This is a genomic window from Methanolobus sp. (genome assembly GCF_016278385.1).
Taxonomy (GTDB): Archaea; Halobacteriota; Methanosarcinia; order Methanosarcinales; family Methanosarcinaceae; genus Methanolobus.
The window spans coordinates 49,559-66,966 of the sequence record NZ_JADQBY010000013.1; the positions used below are offsets into that span (position 1 = coordinate 49,559).

Consider the following 17,408-nt stretch of genomic DNA (forward strand, 5'->3'; position numbering starts at 1 on the left):
TTATATTACCTATGTTGGTATTAGGCATTTAGTTAACGCCATTTTTATGGGTAATTGGAAACCCAAATTTCAGTTACAAATCGATTCAAATTCCATAGATTACCGAAATGACTCTTTTTAAAAAAGCAGAGTGAAAGATCACTCCAGTACTTCCTCATTCTCCTCTGCCCAGGCTGGCTGGTCTATGGCAAGGAACTCAAGATCAGTATCTCCTGTGTTAACCGTAGATTGCTTTGCGTTTGCCGGTATGAGCACTATCTGCCCTTCACTCAGTTCGAATGAAACATTTTCTATGTAGAGTATACCTTCTCCGGCAAGGACATAATGAGCCTCGGGATTCTTCATCAGGTGAGATTCAATAGATCCACCCGGCTTGATAATCACGTGGGCAATGCTATAATTCACACCTAAATCCATGTCAGTGGTTGCTGGATGAAGGAGATTTCCGAGTGATACATTTCCAAATCGGGTGAAATGTTGCATCTCATTGATATTTTCACTGTAAACGTAGTCATCCACATAGAAGCCGGAACCTACAAGATATTTCTCGTTTCCAATGGAAGTGTTTTTGATGAATGTGTGTTTCAATGAAGGCTCAGTTTCTCCGGGCTTTGGCCAGTAGTAATCAACCCAGCCCTTGCCGTCTTCGCTCAAAGCTGTTTCGATGAAGACACTGCCTATGGATTTGCCGTTGAAGTCTTCAAGATCGTTCATATCCTGACCTTCACCGCTTGTGTCCGGAGGATAAACCACACGTATTCCGTTGGTTTTCCAGACGAAAATATAGAAGTCATCATGGAACCATGTGCTGTTGTTCTCTCTGAAATCAGGAAATGCAGTCTCTCCTTTTTCTTCTATCAGGTCAATGGCTGCGTTGACCTGGGATATTGTGTACTCTTCCTGTGAGGATAGTTCGGTCTGTTCTTCTCCCGCCTCATCTGTTTGATTTTCTACTGTACAGATGGATGTGCCGTCTGGTTCTACACAGCCAGCAGCTGCCAGTAACAATGCAGATATTAACAACACGCTAAGTATGATCTTTGGTAAATTCATGTGTGGTCTCCTATTAGATTATCAAATGAATAGTTTAAACATTATTTATATTTTATTTTTACATAGCTGTATGTTTTTGAAAGCCGAGTTTGTTGGCATTGAGTGGCATATTAGTATATCAAAATAACATATACTGTTCATATTTAATTATAAATACAAGTTTTATAAAACCAATCAGTTTCGACTGGAACTTATTGAAATAGTAATTGCTTTATTTTACAGTTGTGTTCTGTATGGGCATATCATACATAACTTTATATCTAACCACCTCCATATGTAGTGATTAGACTACATATGCTGAAAGACTGCTCATATGTAGCTACAATTTAAAATAGGTGAAAATATGAAAAGAGCAATAATGTGGCTGACAATCGGAACACTCGTTCTCTTTGTTGGCGGAATGGGCACTGTCAGTGCACAGGCATATGAGAACAACAACGCATGGTACGATTCGATGTCCAACTGGATGGCAGGCCATATGGAAAGGTATGGATATGGCCCTGGGGCCTGCTGGGGAGGCTATGGAGCTAACTATGCAGACACAACAGCTCAGGAAATAACAGTCAGTACTGTAGACGAAGCTTATACCATTGCACAGAACGAGATTAGTGCCGATGTAACAACAGACAACATCAATCAGATGGGCAGATGGTGGGTAGTTTACTACACAGATGACAACGGTAAGGTCAAGCAAGGTCGCATTGACTCCTTCACAGGTGAAGTGATTAAAGACTTCAGCACAACCTCAGGGAATTACTACCAATCCGGTACATACGGTAGCGGTTACAGAGGTAAAATGGGTTCCGGTATGATGTATGGTTACTAAGCCATGTTTACAACAATAACTTCTAACACGGAGGTAAGTATATGATGTACGGAGGCTATGGCGGATTCGGAATGTTCGAAGGACTGGGTATGATATTCTATATCTTAATCTTCATTGCAATAATCTGGGCCGCATCTTCATTCTTTGGGAGAAACTGCAGAATAAATGGCTGTGGCTCAAGGATGTCAGAACATGACCATGATTCAAGGGTATCAGAAAGTGAGTATGATCCAAGGATTTCAAAACTTGAAAAAGATCAGGACGAAACTAGAGACTTATTGAATCAGATTCTTCGAAAACTCGAATGATAGCAGTAATGAATATATTACACGCATAAAACTGACATGTGAATCCAGACATTGATCGGTATTCATGTGGCAGATATGATGCTACCTATAAATAGGCAGCTATTTATATATTCTTTTTAGAAATAACAGAGTAAGGAAGGGTGAGGCGCAAATGATGGGTAGCAGCATGTATGGGACTGATGGCTTGATATGGGGCTTGCTTTTGAACATAGTATTTGTTCTGGTAATAGTCTGGGTTGCAGTGAAGCTGTTTAACAGATCGGAGTTCGTTGGTTCAGGAGACAACGAACATCTTGCAAGAGTCGAAAAGGATGTTGAAGAAATTAGAAAAATGGTAAATGATATCAAAGAGAAACTTGATGAAATTTAAATCGCTAACGTATCACCTAAAAAAGAAGTATCCGGGATGACAAAAACACTTCAACAGATTACATTGGTGGGAGAGGCCGTATCACATCCTGTCAGGCTGAAATTGTTGTATTTGCTTTCCGAGAAGGAAAGGTATGTGTATGAGCTGTCTAAAGATCTTGATCTGTCCCGACAGGTAATACAGCTGCACTTAAAACGTCTTGAAAATGCCGGTTTTGTTGAAAGTGATCTGAGGCTTGAAGATGATGATAACCGGGCAAAGAAGTTCTTCAGATTGAAAAGTTTTGATGTTAAACTGGAAATTGAAGATCTGGCAAAAATATTCAAGTAAATTTATGAACATAAAATTTTGTACGTTATATAATTCCGGTGTATATCTTTGTATGATGCCGTTTTTCAAAAAATTAATTAAAAGGAATCACTTTGCTGTGCAAATCTGACTCCCATCTCAAATGCTTTCTCGCAGTCCTTTGGGAATTCTTCAAGATGCCTTTTTGCTTTTTCTTCAGCATTGAATGCTGTTGATACATATTTTGAATAATCATCAAACTGGTATGTATCGGTAACGAACAGTGATTCTGAGACTCCAAAAATCCTGTTTAGTACCATCTCCATTACTTTCAGATTCTGTTCGTATCCTATTTGTTCCATAAGGCTCTGGTTCACATTCATCGTGTAGATCAAACCTGTCGATATCTTTCTTTTGAAAAGAGTAGACCTTTCCTTGTCATAGACCAGATACTGAAACAACAACCGTTCCAGGAAAGACCTCATTTCCCCGGTCATTCCTGCGAAATAGATAGGAGAACCAAAAATAAGAGCATCAGCTTCGTCTATTTTCTGAAGGACCGGAGTTAAGTCATCTTTCATAGCACAAGTGCCATAACTTGATCCGTTTATTCTTTTACAGGCAAAACAACTGATACAGCCTTTATAATCAAGGTCATAAAGATGGATAAGTTCTGTCTCGGCTCCCTGTGACTCCGCTCCTTTAAGTGCGTGCTCCAGAAGTGTCGCAGTATTCTTATTTTCCCTGGGGCTTCCGTTAAATGCCATTATTTTCATGTAATGTACCTCTTTTTTTGATACAAGAACTGAGTTCTTTTCAATTAAATAGGTCACTATACGGCTTTTTATGCATATTAACTAAGCTAAAAAGTTGTAAGTCTGGAAATTTCCCGGGCCAGATGTTATTTATTTATTATAATCATACAAAAAATGCACATTTATCGACTATACTGATGGGTATTAAAGCAACTATCTCCTGCGTTATTTCTTCCCCTTGACCCTCTTATCCCTTATATAAACAACAACACTCTTCCCTACACCATTCTGCGCTCTCTTATCAATATCAAACAGATTTGTCGCTTCAACCAGTTCACCGAGTTTCTTGTAACCATAGTTCCTCGGGTCAAAATCGGGACTGCGCTTGATAATATTTCCGCCAACATCTGCAAGAAAAGCCCATCCGTCATCATCGGCAGAATCCTCAACTGCATTTCTTAGGTTGTTAACCAGTTTGGAATTTCCCTTGAGTTCATTGGTGCTCCACTTATCTGATTTTGCTGAAGTGGTAACGTCAGATGTCGCTGTTACTTCTTTCCTCAGGTTCTCGGTATAGATGAACTTGTCACATGCTGAAATAAAAGCCTGTGGAGTTTTCTTTTCACCGAAACCATATACTTTCAGACCTGTTTCCCTTATTCTCTGTGATAGGCGGGTGAAATCACTGTCACTTGAGACAATGCAGAAGCCATCCAGCTTATCGGTGTAAAGCAGGTCCATGGCGTCAATAATAAGTGAGCTGTCAGTTGCATTCTTGCCTGTGGTATAAGCGAATTGCTGTATTGGCTGTATGGAATGTTCAAGCAAGGAATCTTTCCATGAGCCCAGGTTTGGCGAGGTCCAGTCCCCATAAATCCTTCTGACACTGGCAACACCATAGATCGCAATCTCATCCATCAGTCCTTCTATTATTGATGGTTGTGCATTGTCAGCGTCAATTAACACAGCCAGTTTATCTTGAACTCCATTTTCTTCCATTGTCAGCACCATTTTCTGTATTTCAAATAATTCCCTTACAAAATGATATGGAGTACACTATGTTTATATTTTGGTATTACTGAAAAATAGCCTAGGTACGCGGTGTAACCAATAAATACCGCGTACTTAGATTGTTCATGAGTTGCCTGTAATTTGAGGGCATTAGGAAGTAATTGCTTCTATTTGCATCACTTCAACTTTGTCCTGGCCTGAATCTATGTATCCTTCCCCTATCAATTCAAATGTAGCACCTGTAATGAACAATTCGGCAAACGGTGTTGCAACAAATAATCCAATTATTAAAGCTAGCGTTCCCAGATTGATCATTACAATGTAGAGTACAGTAACCAGTATTGTTTCTATTGGATACTGCGTTGCAATCTTTATGCTTTCTTTGCAGGATGCAAATCCTCCATATCCTCTAAGAATAAGTAGAGGCATAGTGTAAATTAAAAAGAAAAAGACTAGATATGCCAGGGCAGAATTGATGAGAGCAATAATAAAATAAGGTATTAACATACAAAGTGTTAAAACCCAGCTTCTAAAGAAGTTTCTCAGTTTGAATCCTTCAAGAATATCTGTGATATTTACTTTTTCATTCCTTAAACTTTTGATTGCCATCACATTGTAACCATAAGTAAGGGGTGCAAAAGAAATTATAAATATTGACCCGAAAAAGAGGATAAAGGTTGCTACTAAATAAGTTCCAAGATCTTTTTTCAGGAGGTAAAATGACGTTTTTAATAGTTTTTCGTAATCCAAAAATAATTCCTCCAAGTATGAGTTTTCTACAATTCTGTCATATCTATTAAAAGTTTACTATTTAGTCTTATTATTTGGCTTAATCAATTAAATTATATTTTCTGTTTAGAAACGAAAAAAAGAGATTTAATTATCTCTTTTTGTTCTTTCATCATAATATCTTTTTTACATATAGGTCTCTGATGACCGCTTTCTTTGGATTTTCAGGATCAACCATTAATGTTATTTCGTCGCCTTGTTGATAGTATTTTGTTCTTCCTGATTTGAAAATAGCATTATGGGATGTGTAATTGTTATTTCCATATGTGTACTCGTATCCCACTTTTCCTCTGTCTCGGTAGAAGTGGATATATGTAATGTAGCCGGTAACCTTTTCCGCGTTTTTGAACAAAGAGTTGAAAAAATTAATTCTCCATGTGAGAAGTGGTATTCCAAGAAGTGTACCTCCTATTGCTATCTTTAAAAATCCGGGTGCATCAGAGGTAGTTAGTGGATCACGTCCATATGTGCCTGGAATCTTGCCGTAGTACATCAATATAAGGTACATTCCCCATACTACAATAATCATAATCAACGATAACCCTGCTGTGTAATCTGATTGAAGTATTCTGAATACAGAAGGGTTTTGAGTTTTATTCTCCATTTTTTTCCTCCTTTGTTTACATCTAATTATTGCCTGCAAGCCGGTAGATTTTCAGCTTGTGTTCTTGTGCATTTTTGACTTTGGATATTACAGGCAAACTTCCTGATATGTTAGATACATATTAAATATATATTTATCTCTGATAAATATTTGTTGCGCTTTAACGACACAAAGGGAAAATGCATTTTTTCAAATATAATGGCAAATTAAAATATGAATGTAAAAAAAATTAGCATAAAAACGAAGTATTCCAAAAATAGAATTTCTACTATTAAGTAGAAATTAAAATCGAAAAAGAGAACGCTTTCACTGATTTGCTTTCCTTAGGCTCTTCATTCTCGCAAGCTCGGCTTCAAGCTCTTCTATTTTTGAGTCATTGATCTTGTCCGAGAGTTGTGCAAGTTCCTGATCTGCCATCTGGACTGAATTCTGCAGTTTTCCAATTATATTTTTCTCCAGATCAAGTTTCTGTCTTTTAGTCTCACTTATAATGTCTTCAACAAGTATTTTGCCTTCCTCTTTGCTTAACTTGCCAGTATCTACCTTTTCTTTTACGAATTCTCTTACTCTTTCTTCAGACAATGCTGCAAGGCCTGCACCAATAAGAGCTGCTGCTCCTAAAAGACCGATTTTTTTCATTTTATCCATACATTCATCTCCGGTGTATTTTAAAAAATTGTACTGTTAGTATTCTATGGTATCTCTTTCTATATATTCAGGCAGGTCACCGGGGAATTGTCAAGATGTTAATTTATCTGTACCACAACTAACAGATTGTATTTAGTAACATGCAAATGTGAAATTTATGCCATAAGCTATACTTTTTAAATTATGGCCTGACCTTTACTATTTGCGATATAGGGAAACCTGCAACACTCCCGGATTGCATTTACTGACTGATTAGAGTCACTGATTTCTATTATGTGCGACTGAAATATAAACCTGCTGAAGATTTATTATATCTGAAAGAAAAGCAATATGAGTTAATCAAACAACTTCTTTTTCTTAACAAAAGCATCAACTATCTTTACAACAGGTGCTTTTCATGCACCCGGATAACAATAAAATAAATTAAAAATGAATCTCTAAATATGTGTACTTCTAAGGCATTTCAAGGTGGCCGCATCCACAACTTCTTCCTAGGAATGTGGATACTCTGTGTTTAAGAGCATGTTCCTCCTGTTCGCTCATATCACCAAGGAGGTCCTTGTGTTCAGTTTCGATATGTGTAAGCATTTTCTTTTCAACTTCATCAAGGTCATATCCAAGTTCTATGTGGGTGCAATTGTTAATTCCCACATCACTGCATTTTACCATTCTAGTTTTCATGAAGGCTGCTCCATTGATACTCAATAAAAACTAATGTTGGTAGTAGGATATAAGCTAATTTATTGATTGATTTTAGTTCCACAAATTTATATAACAATCAATGCATAGTTATTTTGAACAAACATGAAGGTCAATGATCTCAAAGCAATTCTCAAATTCAGTGCAAAAGAAGAGGCCATGTTTGGCAGGTTCGGCCTTCCCAAAGATGCTTTTTATCCCATGATACTTTCCCTGAAGGTTGGCGGTGCCTGGAGTTATTCCACAGATGACCTGAATAGTATATCAGTGATGAAAGTCTTTACTACCTACGATGAGGGGACAAAGACAGGCCACACTGTTGAAGAAGTATATCTTTTTTTAAGTCCTGAATATGTCTCAAAAGAAGGGACCGTGCATAGGCTGGAGAGATGTGGCAACAAAGATGAACGTTCTCTTGTTACAAGGCCTTATTCAGTGACCTTGAAAGCAGAAAGAATAATCGTTGCAGCTATAAGTACGGCAAAAAAGAAAATATTTGTCAAAGAGCTTGATGAAAAAACAGTGTTATTTACAGGTCCTTCTGCTTTTTATGCTGCTCATGAGATGGAACATCTGGAACATATCGAAATAGAGGGACTTCCTATGTGGGCCTTTGATTATGAGGAAGTAAAAGAATAAATCCATAATCTGGCAAATATTTATTACTCGGTACAAACAACTTTATATTTCTTCCACATGAATAAAAATAAGCAAAAACAGTTATTCAATCAATCCATAATAGGTTAAAAGGTATAGAATATTTCAAACCGTGCTGGACGATGCTGGGGTACGGTAATTAATCAAAAAAGGTGTTAATATGGGAATGTTAGACGACGTAAAAGCAAAGAAAAAGCAGAAATCAGCTGATAACTGGATGAAAATGGCCGAATCGGCCAAAACGATTGAAAAACAAATCGAGTACTATACAAAATCATTGGACATCGATCCTTATAACGCAGAAGCATGGATCAAGAAGGGTAAAAGCCTGGAAAAACTTGGACGTTTTGAAGAAGCTAAAAAATGCTTTGATATTGCAGTAGAGATCGAACCTGCTTATAATGATCTGACTGAGACTAAATATGAATCAAACGCAGCTCATGCAGTATCACCTGCATCTTCTGTAGTTGAAGATACTACCTTTATTTCAGAATCCGATGTTCCTTTAGTTGCTGAAGAACAAGATACGGGAGATCAATGGTTCACAAAAACACCGGCAGCCGTGACTGCTGCAGATGATGTAATATCACAGAAGGATGAATATTCTTTTGCATCTCATGTAGGCGATGAATCTGCATTTAGTAATGTACTTATAGATGATGATAATGGTTCACCTGCATCTTTCAAAGAAAACGACGATGAAGTTTTTGGCAACAGCTATGAAGGCCCGTCTGTAATACCAGAACCTGAGATAATTTCAGGTGATGGCCGCATGGATGAAAATAAAGATGATGAAGCTTCCATATTTGCAGCTATTTCCAATGGTGTTGAAAAGGAACATGATGAAAGAGAAGGTACATTCTCCTCAATACCGGTACATACTCCGGAAGAAGAATCCTTTTCCTTTATTTCCGATAAGAATGTCATAAGCGAAAACACAGAAACAATCAATTATGCTCCCGTTAATGCTCCTGCTAACGCTCCCGTTATTCCTGAAGAAGAAAAGTCATCAGTTGGGTATGTCGCAGAAGCACCTACAGCCGCTGCAGTTGTAAAAAGGGATGCAATATCTTCAGAAGCCATTACCAGACCGGCAGTAATTAAAACATCAGGAGTTGAACCTGTGGATATACGGATACCATTAAGTGAAGCAATTAAATTCTGGGCAATAGGTATTGTTGCAATGCTCATTGTTATGATACTATCATCCATGATCTGATATTCTTCGGTCGATAGTTCTAACGGAATATTTTGCATACGCAATAATTTCAAAGTAATGTCTGAATGCTCAGATATCAAATTTCTTTTTTAGATTTCTTATGGCTGAGTTTATTTTTATACAAGGAACAACCAGTAGACAAAGACCTGTACAATAGTTAATGGAATACCCACTCTGGCAAACTCGAAAAAACCCAGGGATAGTTTACCTTTGCGTTCTGCATTCTGTACAATTATCACGTTACTTGCAGCTCCGAGGATGGAAAGATTTCCTGCAATGGTACTGCCAGCTGCCAGTGCAAGCAATCCCTCTGCTGTAACATTTGCATGTGAGAGTATTGGCATGTAAAGAGCAACCAGCGGTACATTAGATATAAACTGACTTAAAAATACACTAATTACCAGTATCATTGGAGTCATGGTAATATCTGCACCAGAATTATTAATTATATTCTGGAAAAAGCCGCTGCTCCAGACGCTTTCCATAAGAATGAACATTGATGCAAAGAAAACAAGCGTATGCCAGTCCAAATTCTTCAAAACATCTTTTCTTCTCTTGCTCAGCAGCAGTATCGGAAGTGCTGATAATACAGCTATATAGGTAAGTTTGAGATCGAATGGCTGTCCTGTTAATGCCAGCATTATCTTAACACATATAAGTAAAATCACAAGTCCCAGCGACACCCTGGAAATTCCTGCAAGTCTGATGTCAGTGATTGGCTGTCTAGTATGGTTTAGTGAAGCCGTGTTGAAATGTTCCCTGAACGATAGTTTGAGAAATAGGTAAGCGATGAATAGATTGACTACAGTTGGGATCAGCAGTTGTTCCATAAATGTGAGAAAAGGATTTTTCATTTCACTTCCAAGTGCTATCAAAAGGTTCTGGGGATTTCCAATAGGGCTTATGACACTTCCAGTTGTAACGGCAAAAGCCAGTGCAAGCAACAGCAATTTAGGATTGATCTTGTGTTCTTTTGCAAGTAAAAGAACAACTGGTGTGCCAATTATTGCCAGTGTATCATTCATCAGGAATGCTGAAGCAAAACCCATCCCAAACAGAATGTAAAGAATTACAGCATCAATTGACTTTGCATTTCTGAAAAAACGATATGATAGATGAGAAAGATATCCGCTCATCTCAAGTGCCTGCCCGATTGTGAACATTCCGAAAAGGAATAACATAACATCAACGTTGACAGCGGTAATAGCATCATTTATTGATATCTGGGCTGTAAGTAGAACACCTGCAGCTCCCATACTCATTATCTGCCATATTTCAAGCCGTATATCTCCAATCTGTCTCACAGCTATAAGAAAAAATACGATTGCAAGTACTACTACAGAAATTATCATTAGAAATCCAGAATCAGTGAGTTTACTTATATATTTATCCGTGACCTTGCCTGCAATTAAACACTTATCCTTATCTAGAATGAAAACAAAAAGTCCCACTAATGTTCGGACGATTCAGGTGCAAGGATGAAGTATTCTATGGAGAGGTAAATGGTAATACTGTTATTCCCCAGAATTGTACATTTATGGAGTATGAGCTCTCTGATCTGGAAATCCTGCCACCTTCACATCCTTCCAAGATAGTGTGTGTGGGACTTAATTATCATGACCATGCAACTGAGCTTGGTATGTCTGTTCCTGAAGAACCTATCATTTTTATCAAGCCTCCATCAGCTGTAATTGGACAGCATGGGAAGATACTTTACCCGAAGATGAGCAAAAGAGTTGACTATGAAGCTGAACTGGCTATCATAATCGGTAAAAAATGTAAAAATATAACATATGACCGGGCATTTGATGTAATTGCTGGTTTTACATGTTTTAATGATGTAACTGCCCGTGATCTGCAGCAAAAAGACGGGCAATGGACAAGAGCCAAAAGTTTCGATACTTTTGCACCAGTAGGTCCTTTCCTGGTTCATGTTGCTGATTTCAACCCGGAGGATGCTTCCATTTCAACCCGTGTCAATGGTGAAGTGATGCAGGATTCAAATATATCTAACCTGATATTTGATGTGCCATACCTGATTGAGTTTATTTCAGGAATAATGACATTGGAAGTCGGTGATATAATTGCAACAGGTACGCCGGCAGGTGTAGGTGAGCTTCATCCCGGAGATACTGTAGAGGTGGAGATTGAAGGAATAGGAACTTTGAGTAACGAGGTTGTATAATGCTATTCGATCAGGTTAACCGGGAGTTGGAACTAGCCCAGCGTCATCTGGAAGTTTTAAAGGTGGTTATCGAGCGTGGACCTATCGGTATACTCAAACTGGCAGAAGAGACACGTATGCCTACGCACAAGGTACGTTACTCTCTACGTGTACTTGAACAGGAACAACTGATAAAACCATCCTCTCATGGTGCCATTGCAGGTGATTCAGTGGGAAAGTTCATATCTGGTTTTGAAAAGGATATTGATGAGTTCATCAGCAGGGTAGAAGTGATAAAAAATACTGGTAAATCCTTCTGAACAAAAAGATCGACCATCTATTTTAAGTTCAGTTCTTATAATTCATTCACTATGTCTACCATAACAGGGATTGCAGAATTATCTGGTCCCATTATTGCATTTTATTTGATAAATTTTGATTTTCCCGGAGATATATAATGACTTTAACTGACGATGATAAGAAGAATATAGAAAAGTATGCACTCCAGAATGCTGTAAAATACGGCCAAGCACCACAGATAGGTGCTGTTTTGGGCCGTGTCATGGGTGAGTGTCCCCACCTTCGTCCCAAAGCAAAAGACGTTTCACCTCTGATACAGGAAATACTTATAGAAGTTGCAAAGGAAACACCTGAACAGTGGCAAGTCCGTCTTGAAGCTCTTGCTCCTGAACTCATAGAGGAGCTAAATACCAAAAAAGAGCCTGATAAGGGATTAAAAGCACTGGACCTTGAAGAGGGTCAGAAGGTTGTAATGCGTTTTGCACCAAATCCCAATGGTCCTCCAACACTTGGAAGTACCCGCGGTATCATCGTAAACTCCGAGTACGTGAAGAAATACGGCGGTAAGTTCATCATTCGTTTTGATGACACAGATCCCCAGACAAAGCGCCCCATGCTTGAAGCATACGACTGGTATGTGGATGATTGTAAATGGCTTGGTGCGAACCCTGATGAGATCGTCATCGCTTCTGACAGGATCCCCGTTTATTATGATTATGCACGCAAGCTCATAGAAATGGGACATGCATACGTATGTTTCTGTGATGGTGCAGATTTCAAGAAATTCAAGGATGCGAAACAGGCATGTCCACACAGGGACGCAAGCTCAGAGGATAATCTCGGACATTGGGATAAGATGCTTTCAGGCGAATATGAGGAAAAATCCGCTGTCCTGCGTATTAAGACAGATATCACTCACAAGGATCCTGCTTTACGTGATTTCGGTGCTTTCAGGATAGTCAAGACCCCTCATCCACGTCCTGAAGTAGGGGACAAATACAATGTCTGGCCATTGCTTGATTTCGAGGGTGCAATAGAGGACCATGAACTTGGTATGACCCATATCATCAGGGGTAAGGACCTGATGGACAGCGAGAAGCGCCAGGGTTATATTTACAAGTATCTGGGATGGGAGTATCCAAAAACAACCCACTGGGGTCGTGTAAAGATGCACGAGTTTGGCAAGTTCAGTACAAGTGGACTACGTAAAGCAATTGAGGATGGGGAATATTCCGGCTGGGACGACCCCCGTCTGCCAACTCTGCGTGCACTGCGAAGGAGGGGAATCTTCCCTGAAGCTATCCGTAAGTTCATGATAGAAATGGGTGTAGGTGAGACTGATATCAGCCTCAGTATGGATACTCTCTATGCAGAGAATCGTAAGATCCTCGATCCTATTGCAAACAGATATTTCTTCGTGTGGAACCCTGTTGAAATTGAAATAACGGGTACAGAACCATGCACCACAACTCCTGCACTGCATCCCACTAAGGATAGGGGATGTCGTGAGATCGAAGTGGACAATAAGGTCTATATCTGCAAAGAAGATGCAGAAAAGCTGGAGGAAGGTTCAAAGATCAGGCTCAAGGATCTGTACAACTTGGAAATAACTTCCATGGAACCTCTGCAGGCAAAGTATCTCGGTAACTCCATCGAGTCTGTGAAAAAGGAAAAGATGAGGATAATCCACTGGGCTCCAATGGACGGAATTTCTGTAAAGGTTCTCTCACCTGATGGCGAGTTTACAGGTATTGGAGAACGACAGATCGCTACGGAACTGGACAAGGTCGTGCAGTTTGAGAGATTCGGTTTCTGCAGAATCGATGCTGTGGCCGGAGAAGTAGTGGCTTATTATACGCATAAGTGAAAAGGGAATGTTGTTATTCCCTTTCTTTTATTTTATCAGTTTCACCCAAAAACTCTTTTTTCTCGCTTACTGTTTAACATATTATGGAAACTTGTCCTGATTTAAATTTCTCCAGTCCGATCATCGTGATTAGTAAATGTCTTGGATTTGCACATTGTCGCTATAACGGGCAAATAGTTCCATCTCTTTTTGTGGAAGCAATGAGTCCATTTGTTGAATTCATTGACATCTGCCCGGAGTGTGAGATCGGCCTGGGAGTTCCCAGGGAGCCGATTCTTATGGTTGATGATGGCAGTAGAAAGCTCATCCAGCCAGCCATCGGACTTGATCTGACAGAGAAGATGACAACATTTTCAAGGTCTTATCTTAAAGGACTGGAAGACTTTGACGGCTTCATCCTTAAATCAAAGTCCCCGTCATGTGGAATAAGGACCACTAAGGTCTTCATGGATCCTGATAGTGGTAAGTGCTTGTATCATGAAGGGAATGGATTTTTTGCAGAAACGGTCCTCAGGGATTATCCGGATCTTCCTGTAATTGATGAGAGACAAATTACTGATTCTTTTTTAATGGATCATTTCCTGACACGGGCCTTTGCGCTGGCATCTTTCAGGGATGCATCGCTTTCCGGGAAGATTCATACGTTAGTTGAGTATCATACCAGGAACAAGTTGTTGTTCATGGCATATGACAAAGAGCTTCTTAATGAAATGGGGAATATTGTTGCAAACAGAAACGAGCTTCCGGTTGAGGAGGTTTATGAAAAATACCTGTCACTTTTAACCAGGGTGCTATCAAAACCGTTAGAAACCGGTTATGTTGTTAATGCTTTTATGCATGCTTTTGGTTATTTCTCCCGGAACTTAAATGCCGGTGAAAAGTTTGGTTTCATGCAGAAACTGCAGCAATACCGTGAAGATAGTTCCATCATATTTGAACTGAAAAAATGGTTCATATCCAGAGCAGAGGAATTTAATGTGGACTATCTCTTAAAGCAGACCTTTTTCTGTCCGTATCCTCCACAACTGTCTGGTAGTTTGCAGATAGTTTGATATGTCTTAAAAATCCATATTATAATGTCGGTACAGTGTCCGTCGGGGAAATTCAAATGGAGGATATTGTCGTGGAAGAAAATGATGACGAATTAACGGTTTTTCAGGAAGCAGATGACGAAGAAATGGTGGAAGTATGTCCTGTATGCGGTAGCCCGGATCTTTACTATGAGGCAGGTGGCACTGAAGGACTCTTCCACTGCAAATACTGTGGTTACATCGGCGGATTTGTTATCGATGCTAATAAGAAGATGATACAATTGATTCGTGATGAGTATGAGAACAAGTTACGGGTTTCTGAATAAAGTCTGAACTACTTTTTCAAATAAAGGTACAAAGATTTACAAAAAGAGTAAAGAACAGGTGGTAAGAACCACCCGATATATATTTTAACACAATTTATTCTTTTACAGGGACAGTTTTTACAGGGACAGTTCTTACTTCTGTCTTCCTGATCTCTACTCTTCTGAGTGGGTAGATAGACTTTGCGTTCCTGTAGATGTTTGCGGAAAGTTTGCCCATGATCGCTTCTTCGATGAACTGTTCGAAGGTAAGCTCTGCTGCGCGGTCCTTGGTAATCTTAACCATGACTTCCCTGATACCTTTTATCTGGCTTGTCCTTGCCCTTTTGACAGTGAAGCAGATAGGCTTTACTCTGATGGAATATCCGTCCTTTGTTTTAACATCAAGGTTCGCATCAATTCTTGAGGTCTGACGCTTTACGATTGAGCGCAGGTAATCTGTAGTTATCTCGTGACCAAGGAATCTTGTGCTTGCAACGTCACCTGTGACATCACTGATCTCGAGCCTAAGCTTTGTGTTATGCTTTGTGAAATCGTTAGCAATTTCTCCGACAGTAGTTTCAACAATGCGGCCAACGAGCTGTTCAGGTGTTTCTGCAGGAGTAACCCCTATATTATTTCTACCCATAAATTCTGGTATTTCCACGTTGTACCATGTCTTAGACTTCCATTTGTCTAACTTTCTCTGCACTTTTCTTGCCAAGTAATTCCTCCGAATGAGTATGATTTAATGATATAATTCTAATGAAATATTGTAAATTGTTCAACGAGCTGTCATATATAATAGTGAAATAAGGTATACACTGATAAATTGGCTCTCTATACTATGCATGTCCGTATATAAAGAAATCGGTTAGAATCATAAAAAGTCAATTGAGCGACCAATTGCTTAAAACTAGCTCTAAATCAATTGTCTGGTAGGGTATGAAGTAACAAAAAGTATTTTAGCGATAAATACTTCATTGTTCCAATTCACAATTGTAAATACACTATCACTAAAAGTCTTCCTGACACAAGGAGTATATCATATATGAATCTTCCACTGAAAACGATAAGAGATACGAAACCGCTGGTACACCATATAACGAACTGGGTAACTATCTACGACTGTGCTAACATGACAAGGGCATTTGGTGCACTTCCTGTAATGGCTCATGATCCTGAAGAAGCTGCAGATATGACTGGAATTGCTTCCGCATTGGTCCTCAACATCGGCACCCTCACAAAAGAGCTCATTGATGCAATGATAATCTCAGCTACTGCTGCAAATGAGAAGAACATACCCGTGGTACTAGATGCCGTCGGAGTGGGTGCTACAAAATTCCGTGATGATATGGCAGCAAAGATCCTTGATTCAGTTCGCATTGATATAATCAAAGGCAACTATTCTGAGATCGCAAAACTGGCAGGCGAGAATGCCCAGACCAGAGGTGTTGAAGCAATGTCCATTGAAGCTGATCCAAGGAAAGTTGCAAAGGAATTCGCAGCTTCAAGGTCGTGTGTTGTTGTTATGACTGGTGCGGAGGACATCATCAGTGATGGACAAAAGACCTATGTTGTAAAGAACGGACATGAATCAATGGGTCTGATCGTGGGTACGGGCTGCATGGCTGCATCAGTTATCGGTTCCTTTGCCGCAGTCAATGAAGATTACTGTGATGCTGCAAAAGATGCTCTGTGCTATTTTGGAATTGCCGGTGAACTGGCATCCGTAAACTCTGTAGGTCCGGGAACATTCAAGATGAATTTCTACGATGAGGTATTCAATCTTTCAGATGAGAAAACGCAATCGATGGTGAATGTTGAAGAGTGTTGATCTGACCATGGAACACAAAAGAAAACTGCTGGACATCATTGATTTCTACCTTGTGACAGACTCCAGTCTGTCTAAAAAAGGAACCTTGTCAGACGTGGAGAATGCAGTCGCTGCCGGATGCAGGATTGTCCAGTACAGGGAAAAGGCCCGAAGTACTAAGGATATGGTCCTTGAAGCAGCACAGATCAAAACTCTATGTGGCAGCGAGGCAATCTTCCTTGTGAACGACAGGGTGGATGTTGCTCTTGCAGTTGATGCAGATGGAGTTCACATCGGCCAGGATGATATGCCAATTGGCACTGCAAGGCAAATTCTGGGCAAAGATAAGATAATAGGTCTTACGGTCCATAACATCGAGGAAGCACTGGATGCGGAAAACAGAGGTGCCGATTATGTTGGCCTCGGTCCTATCTATGATACTTCTACTAAGAAAGATGCAGGGGATGGAATTGGTCCTGAAAGCATCAAGGCTGTAAAAGATGCAATTGGTATTCCTGTTGTTGCAATAGGCGGCATTAACAAACAAAATAGTGAAAGCGTTATTGTGGGTGGTGCCGATAGTCTTGTGGCAATCTCCGCCGTTGTGTGCAGTGATAATGTGGCAAGGGAGACTGAGGCTTTTATTAAGTTGATTAAGCAGATTAAAGAGATTTGATCTGCTATTTCTTTCCAATTGAAAA

General features: G+C 39.5%; 22 protein-coding genes. 13 read left to right on the plus strand and 9 right to left on the minus strand.

Features of this window, described 5'->3' with window-relative positions; all coding sequences use genetic code 11:
* Positions 1-138: 138 nt before the first annotated feature.
* Positions 139-1,053 carry a cache domain-containing protein gene (locus QZZ23_RS05385; protein WP_292467532.1) on the minus strand — a complete coding sequence of 305 codons (915 nt, stop codon included), beginning with the start codon at positions 1,051-1,053 and terminating at the stop codon, positions 139-141.
* Between the two features lie 343 nt (positions 1,054-1,396).
* Between QZZ23_RS05385 and QZZ23_RS05390 the strand changes: the two genes are divergently transcribed.
* The 4 genes from QZZ23_RS05390 to QZZ23_RS05405 all read left to right on the plus strand — a co-directional run bounded on the left by QZZ23_RS05390 (position 1,397) and on the right by QZZ23_RS05405 (position 2,887).
* Positions 1,397-1,879 carry a hypothetical protein gene (locus tag QZZ23_RS05390; protein WP_292467534.1) on the plus strand — a complete coding sequence of 161 codons (483 nt, stop codon included), beginning with the start codon at positions 1,397-1,399 and terminating at the stop codon, positions 1,877-1,879.
* A gap of 41 nt (positions 1,880-1,920) precedes the next feature.
* Positions 1,921-2,187, plus strand: a complete 267-nt coding sequence (locus QZZ23_RS05395) for a hypothetical protein (protein ID WP_292467536.1) — start codon at positions 1,921-1,923, stop codon at positions 2,185-2,187.
* A 151-nt stretch (positions 2,188-2,338) separates the two neighbouring features.
* On the plus strand, positions 2,339-2,557 hold the full coding sequence (locus tag QZZ23_RS05400; RefSeq protein ID WP_292467537.1) for a hypothetical protein: 219 nt from the start codon (positions 2,339-2,341) through the stop codon (positions 2,555-2,557).
* Between the two features lie 36 nt (positions 2,558-2,593).
* Positions 2,594-2,887 (plus strand): winged helix-turn-helix domain-containing protein, encoded by a 294-nt coding sequence (locus QZZ23_RS05405; protein ID WP_292467539.1) that lies wholly within the window; start codon positions 2,594-2,596, stop codon positions 2,885-2,887.
* A gap of 77 nt (positions 2,888-2,964) precedes the next feature.
* Here the strand turns inward: QZZ23_RS05405 and QZZ23_RS05410 are convergent, their stop codons facing one another.
* The 6 genes from QZZ23_RS05410 to QZZ23_RS05435 all read right to left on the minus strand — a co-directional run bounded on the left by QZZ23_RS05410 (position 2,965) and on the right by QZZ23_RS05435 (position 7,333).
* A complete protein-coding gene (locus QZZ23_RS05410) occupies positions 2,965-3,621 on the minus strand; it encodes a flavodoxin family protein (protein ID WP_292467541.1) in 657 nt (218 codons plus the stop codon).
* A 204-nt stretch (positions 3,622-3,825) separates the two neighbouring features.
* Positions 3,826-4,599 carry an NYN domain-containing protein gene (locus QZZ23_RS05415; protein WP_292467543.1) on the minus strand — a complete coding sequence of 258 codons (774 nt, stop codon included), beginning with the start codon at positions 4,597-4,599 and terminating at the stop codon, positions 3,826-3,828.
* Positions 4,600-4,761: 162 nt separating this feature from the next.
* Positions 4,762-5,361 (minus strand): hypothetical protein, encoded by a 600-nt coding sequence (locus tag QZZ23_RS05420; protein ID WP_292467545.1) that lies wholly within the window; start codon positions 5,359-5,361, stop codon positions 4,762-4,764.
* Between the two features lie 151 nt (positions 5,362-5,512).
* Entirely contained in the window at positions 5,513-6,004 is a 492-nt protein-coding gene (locus tag QZZ23_RS05425; RefSeq protein ID WP_292467547.1) for a DUF3592 domain-containing protein, read from the minus strand.
* A gap of 306 nt (positions 6,005-6,310) precedes the next feature.
* Positions 6,311-6,652, minus strand: a complete 342-nt coding sequence (locus QZZ23_RS05430; protein WP_292467549.1) for a hypothetical protein — start codon at positions 6,650-6,652, stop codon at positions 6,311-6,313.
* 453 nt (positions 6,653-7,105) lie between these two features.
* Complete coding sequence (locus QZZ23_RS05435) at positions 7,106-7,333, minus strand: DUF1059 domain-containing protein (protein ID WP_292467551.1); 228 nt, start codon at positions 7,331-7,333, stop codon at positions 7,106-7,108.
* Between the two features lie 123 nt (positions 7,334-7,456).
* Here QZZ23_RS05435 and QZZ23_RS05440 point away from each other — a divergent pair, with 123 nt between their 5' ends.
* Positions 7,457-7,990, plus strand: a complete 534-nt coding sequence (locus QZZ23_RS05440) for a RimK/LysX family protein (protein WP_292467553.1) — start codon at positions 7,457-7,459, stop codon at positions 7,988-7,990.
* 178 nt (positions 7,991-8,168) lie between these two features.
* The gene (locus QZZ23_RS05445) at positions 8,169-9,227 is read left to right on the plus strand and encodes a tetratricopeptide repeat protein (RefSeq protein WP_292467555.1); all 1,059 of its coding nucleotides are present in this window, start codon (positions 8,169-8,171) and stop codon (positions 9,225-9,227) included.
* A 116-nt stretch (positions 9,228-9,343) separates the two neighbouring features.
* On the opposite strand, the gene QZZ23_RS05450 is transcribed toward QZZ23_RS05445, so the two are convergent.
* The gene (locus tag QZZ23_RS05450) at positions 9,344-10,579 is read right to left on the minus strand and encodes an SLC13 family permease (RefSeq protein WP_292467557.1); all 1,236 of its coding nucleotides are present in this window, start codon (positions 10,577-10,579) and stop codon (positions 9,344-9,346) included.
* A 101-nt stretch (positions 10,580-10,680) separates the two neighbouring features.
* On the opposite strand from QZZ23_RS05450, the gene QZZ23_RS05455 reads away from it, so the two are divergent.
* The 5 genes from QZZ23_RS05455 to QZZ23_RS05475 all read left to right on the plus strand — a co-directional run bounded on the left by QZZ23_RS05455 (position 10,681) and on the right by QZZ23_RS05475 (position 14,915).
* Positions 10,681-11,412: a fumarylacetoacetate hydrolase family protein gene (locus tag QZZ23_RS05455; protein ID WP_292467558.1), complete on the plus strand. Its 732-nt coding sequence runs from the start codon at positions 10,681-10,683 to the stop codon at positions 11,410-11,412.
* The gene (locus tag QZZ23_RS05460) at positions 11,412-11,711 is read left to right on the plus strand and encodes a hypothetical protein (protein ID WP_292467561.1); all 300 of its coding nucleotides are present in this window, start codon (positions 11,412-11,414) and stop codon (positions 11,709-11,711) included. Before QZZ23_RS05455 ends, QZZ23_RS05460 begins: the two co-directional genes overlap by 1 nt.
* 137 nt (positions 11,712-11,848) lie before the next feature.
* Positions 11,849-13,558 (plus strand): glutamate--tRNA ligase, encoded by a 1,710-nt coding sequence (locus QZZ23_RS05465; protein WP_292467563.1) that lies wholly within the window; start codon positions 11,849-11,851, stop codon positions 13,556-13,558.
* A gap of 83 nt (positions 13,559-13,641) precedes the next feature.
* Positions 13,642-14,610 (plus strand): DUF523 and DUF1722 domain-containing protein, encoded by a 969-nt coding sequence (locus tag QZZ23_RS05470; protein WP_292467565.1) that lies wholly within the window; start codon positions 13,642-13,644, stop codon positions 14,608-14,610.
* A 56-nt stretch (positions 14,611-14,666) separates the two neighbouring features.
* Positions 14,667-14,915: a hypothetical protein gene (locus QZZ23_RS05475; protein WP_292467567.1), complete on the plus strand. Its 249-nt coding sequence runs from the start codon at positions 14,667-14,669 to the stop codon at positions 14,913-14,915.
* A 94-nt stretch (positions 14,916-15,009) separates the two neighbouring features.
* Here QZZ23_RS05475 and QZZ23_RS05480 read toward each other — a convergent pair whose 3' ends face one another.
* On the minus strand, positions 15,010-15,615 hold the full coding sequence (locus QZZ23_RS05480) for a 30S ribosomal protein S3ae (RefSeq protein WP_292467569.1): 606 nt from the start codon (positions 15,613-15,615) through the stop codon (positions 15,010-15,012).
* 327 nt (positions 15,616-15,942) lie between these two features.
* Here QZZ23_RS05480 and thiM point away from each other — a divergent pair, with 327 nt between their 5' ends.
* Both thiM and thiE read left to right on the plus strand, forming a co-directional pair.
* Positions 15,943-16,728 (plus strand): hydroxyethylthiazole kinase, encoded by a 786-nt coding sequence (gene thiM / locus QZZ23_RS05485; RefSeq protein ID WP_292467571.1) that lies wholly within the window; start codon positions 15,943-15,945, stop codon positions 16,726-16,728.
* A 7-nt stretch (positions 16,729-16,735) separates the two neighbouring features.
* Entirely contained in the window at positions 16,736-17,383 is a 648-nt protein-coding gene (gene thiE / locus QZZ23_RS05490; protein WP_292467777.1) for a thiamine phosphate synthase, read from the plus strand.
* The last annotated feature ends 25 nt before the right edge of the window (positions 17,384-17,408 follow it).

Coding starts and splice junctions, on each gene's coding strand:
- thiE (WP_292467777.1), top strand. CDS start 16,736: ATGGAACACAAAAGAAAACTGCTGGACATCATTGATTTCTACCTTGTG.
- QZZ23_RS05445 (WP_292467555.1), top strand. CDS start 8,169: ATGGGAATGTTAGACGACGTAAAAGCAAAGAAAAAGCAGAAATCAGCT.
- QZZ23_RS05425 (WP_292467547.1), bottom strand. CDS start 6,004: ATGGAGAATAAAACTCAAAACCCTTCTGTATTCAGAATACTTCAATCA.
- QZZ23_RS05415 (WP_292467543.1), bottom strand. CDS start 4,599: ATGGAAGAAAATGGAGTTCAAGATAAACTGGCTGTGTTAATTGACGCT.
- QZZ23_RS05435 (WP_292467551.1), bottom strand. CDS start 7,333: ATGAAAACTAGAATGGTAAAATGCAGTGATGTGGGAATTAACAATTGC.
- thiM (WP_292467571.1), top strand. CDS start 15,943: ATGAATCTTCCACTGAAAACGATAAGAGATACGAAACCGCTGGTACAC.
- QZZ23_RS05450 (WP_292467557.1), bottom strand. CDS start 10,579: ATGATAATTTCTGTAGTAGTACTTGCAATCGTATTTTTTCTTATAGCT.
- QZZ23_RS05455 (WP_292467558.1), top strand. CDS start 10,681: ATGTTCGGACGATTCAGGTGCAAGGATGAAGTATTCTATGGAGAGGTA.
- QZZ23_RS05405 (WP_292467539.1), top strand. CDS start 2,594: ATGACAAAAACACTTCAACAGATTACATTGGTGGGAGAGGCCGTATCA.
- QZZ23_RS05400 (WP_292467537.1), top strand. CDS start 2,339: ATGATGGGTAGCAGCATGTATGGGACTGATGGCTTGATATGGGGCTTG.
- QZZ23_RS05465 (WP_292467563.1), top strand. CDS start 11,849: ATGACTTTAACTGACGATGATAAGAAGAATATAGAAAAGTATGCACTC.
- QZZ23_RS05475 (WP_292467567.1), top strand. CDS start 14,667: ATGGAGGATATTGTCGTGGAAGAAAATGATGACGAATTAACGGTTTTT.
- QZZ23_RS05460 (WP_292467561.1), top strand. CDS start 11,412: ATGCTATTCGATCAGGTTAACCGGGAGTTGGAACTAGCCCAGCGTCAT.
- QZZ23_RS05410 (WP_292467541.1), bottom strand. CDS start 3,621: ATGAAAATAATGGCATTTAACGGAAGCCCCAGGGAAAATAAGAATACT.
- QZZ23_RS05430 (WP_292467549.1), bottom strand. CDS start 6,652: ATGGATAAAATGAAAAAAATCGGTCTTTTAGGAGCAGCAGCTCTTATT.
- QZZ23_RS05470 (WP_292467565.1), top strand. CDS start 13,642: ATGGAAACTTGTCCTGATTTAAATTTCTCCAGTCCGATCATCGTGATT.
- QZZ23_RS05390 (WP_292467534.1), top strand. CDS start 1,397: ATGAAAAGAGCAATAATGTGGCTGACAATCGGAACACTCGTTCTCTTT.
- QZZ23_RS05395 (WP_292467536.1), top strand. CDS start 1,921: ATGATGTACGGAGGCTATGGCGGATTCGGAATGTTCGAAGGACTGGGT.
- QZZ23_RS05440 (WP_292467553.1), top strand. CDS start 7,457: ATGAAGGTCAATGATCTCAAAGCAATTCTCAAATTCAGTGCAAAAGAA.
- QZZ23_RS05385 (WP_292467532.1), bottom strand. CDS start 1,053: ATGAATTTACCAAAGATCATACTTAGCGTGTTGTTAATATCTGCATTG.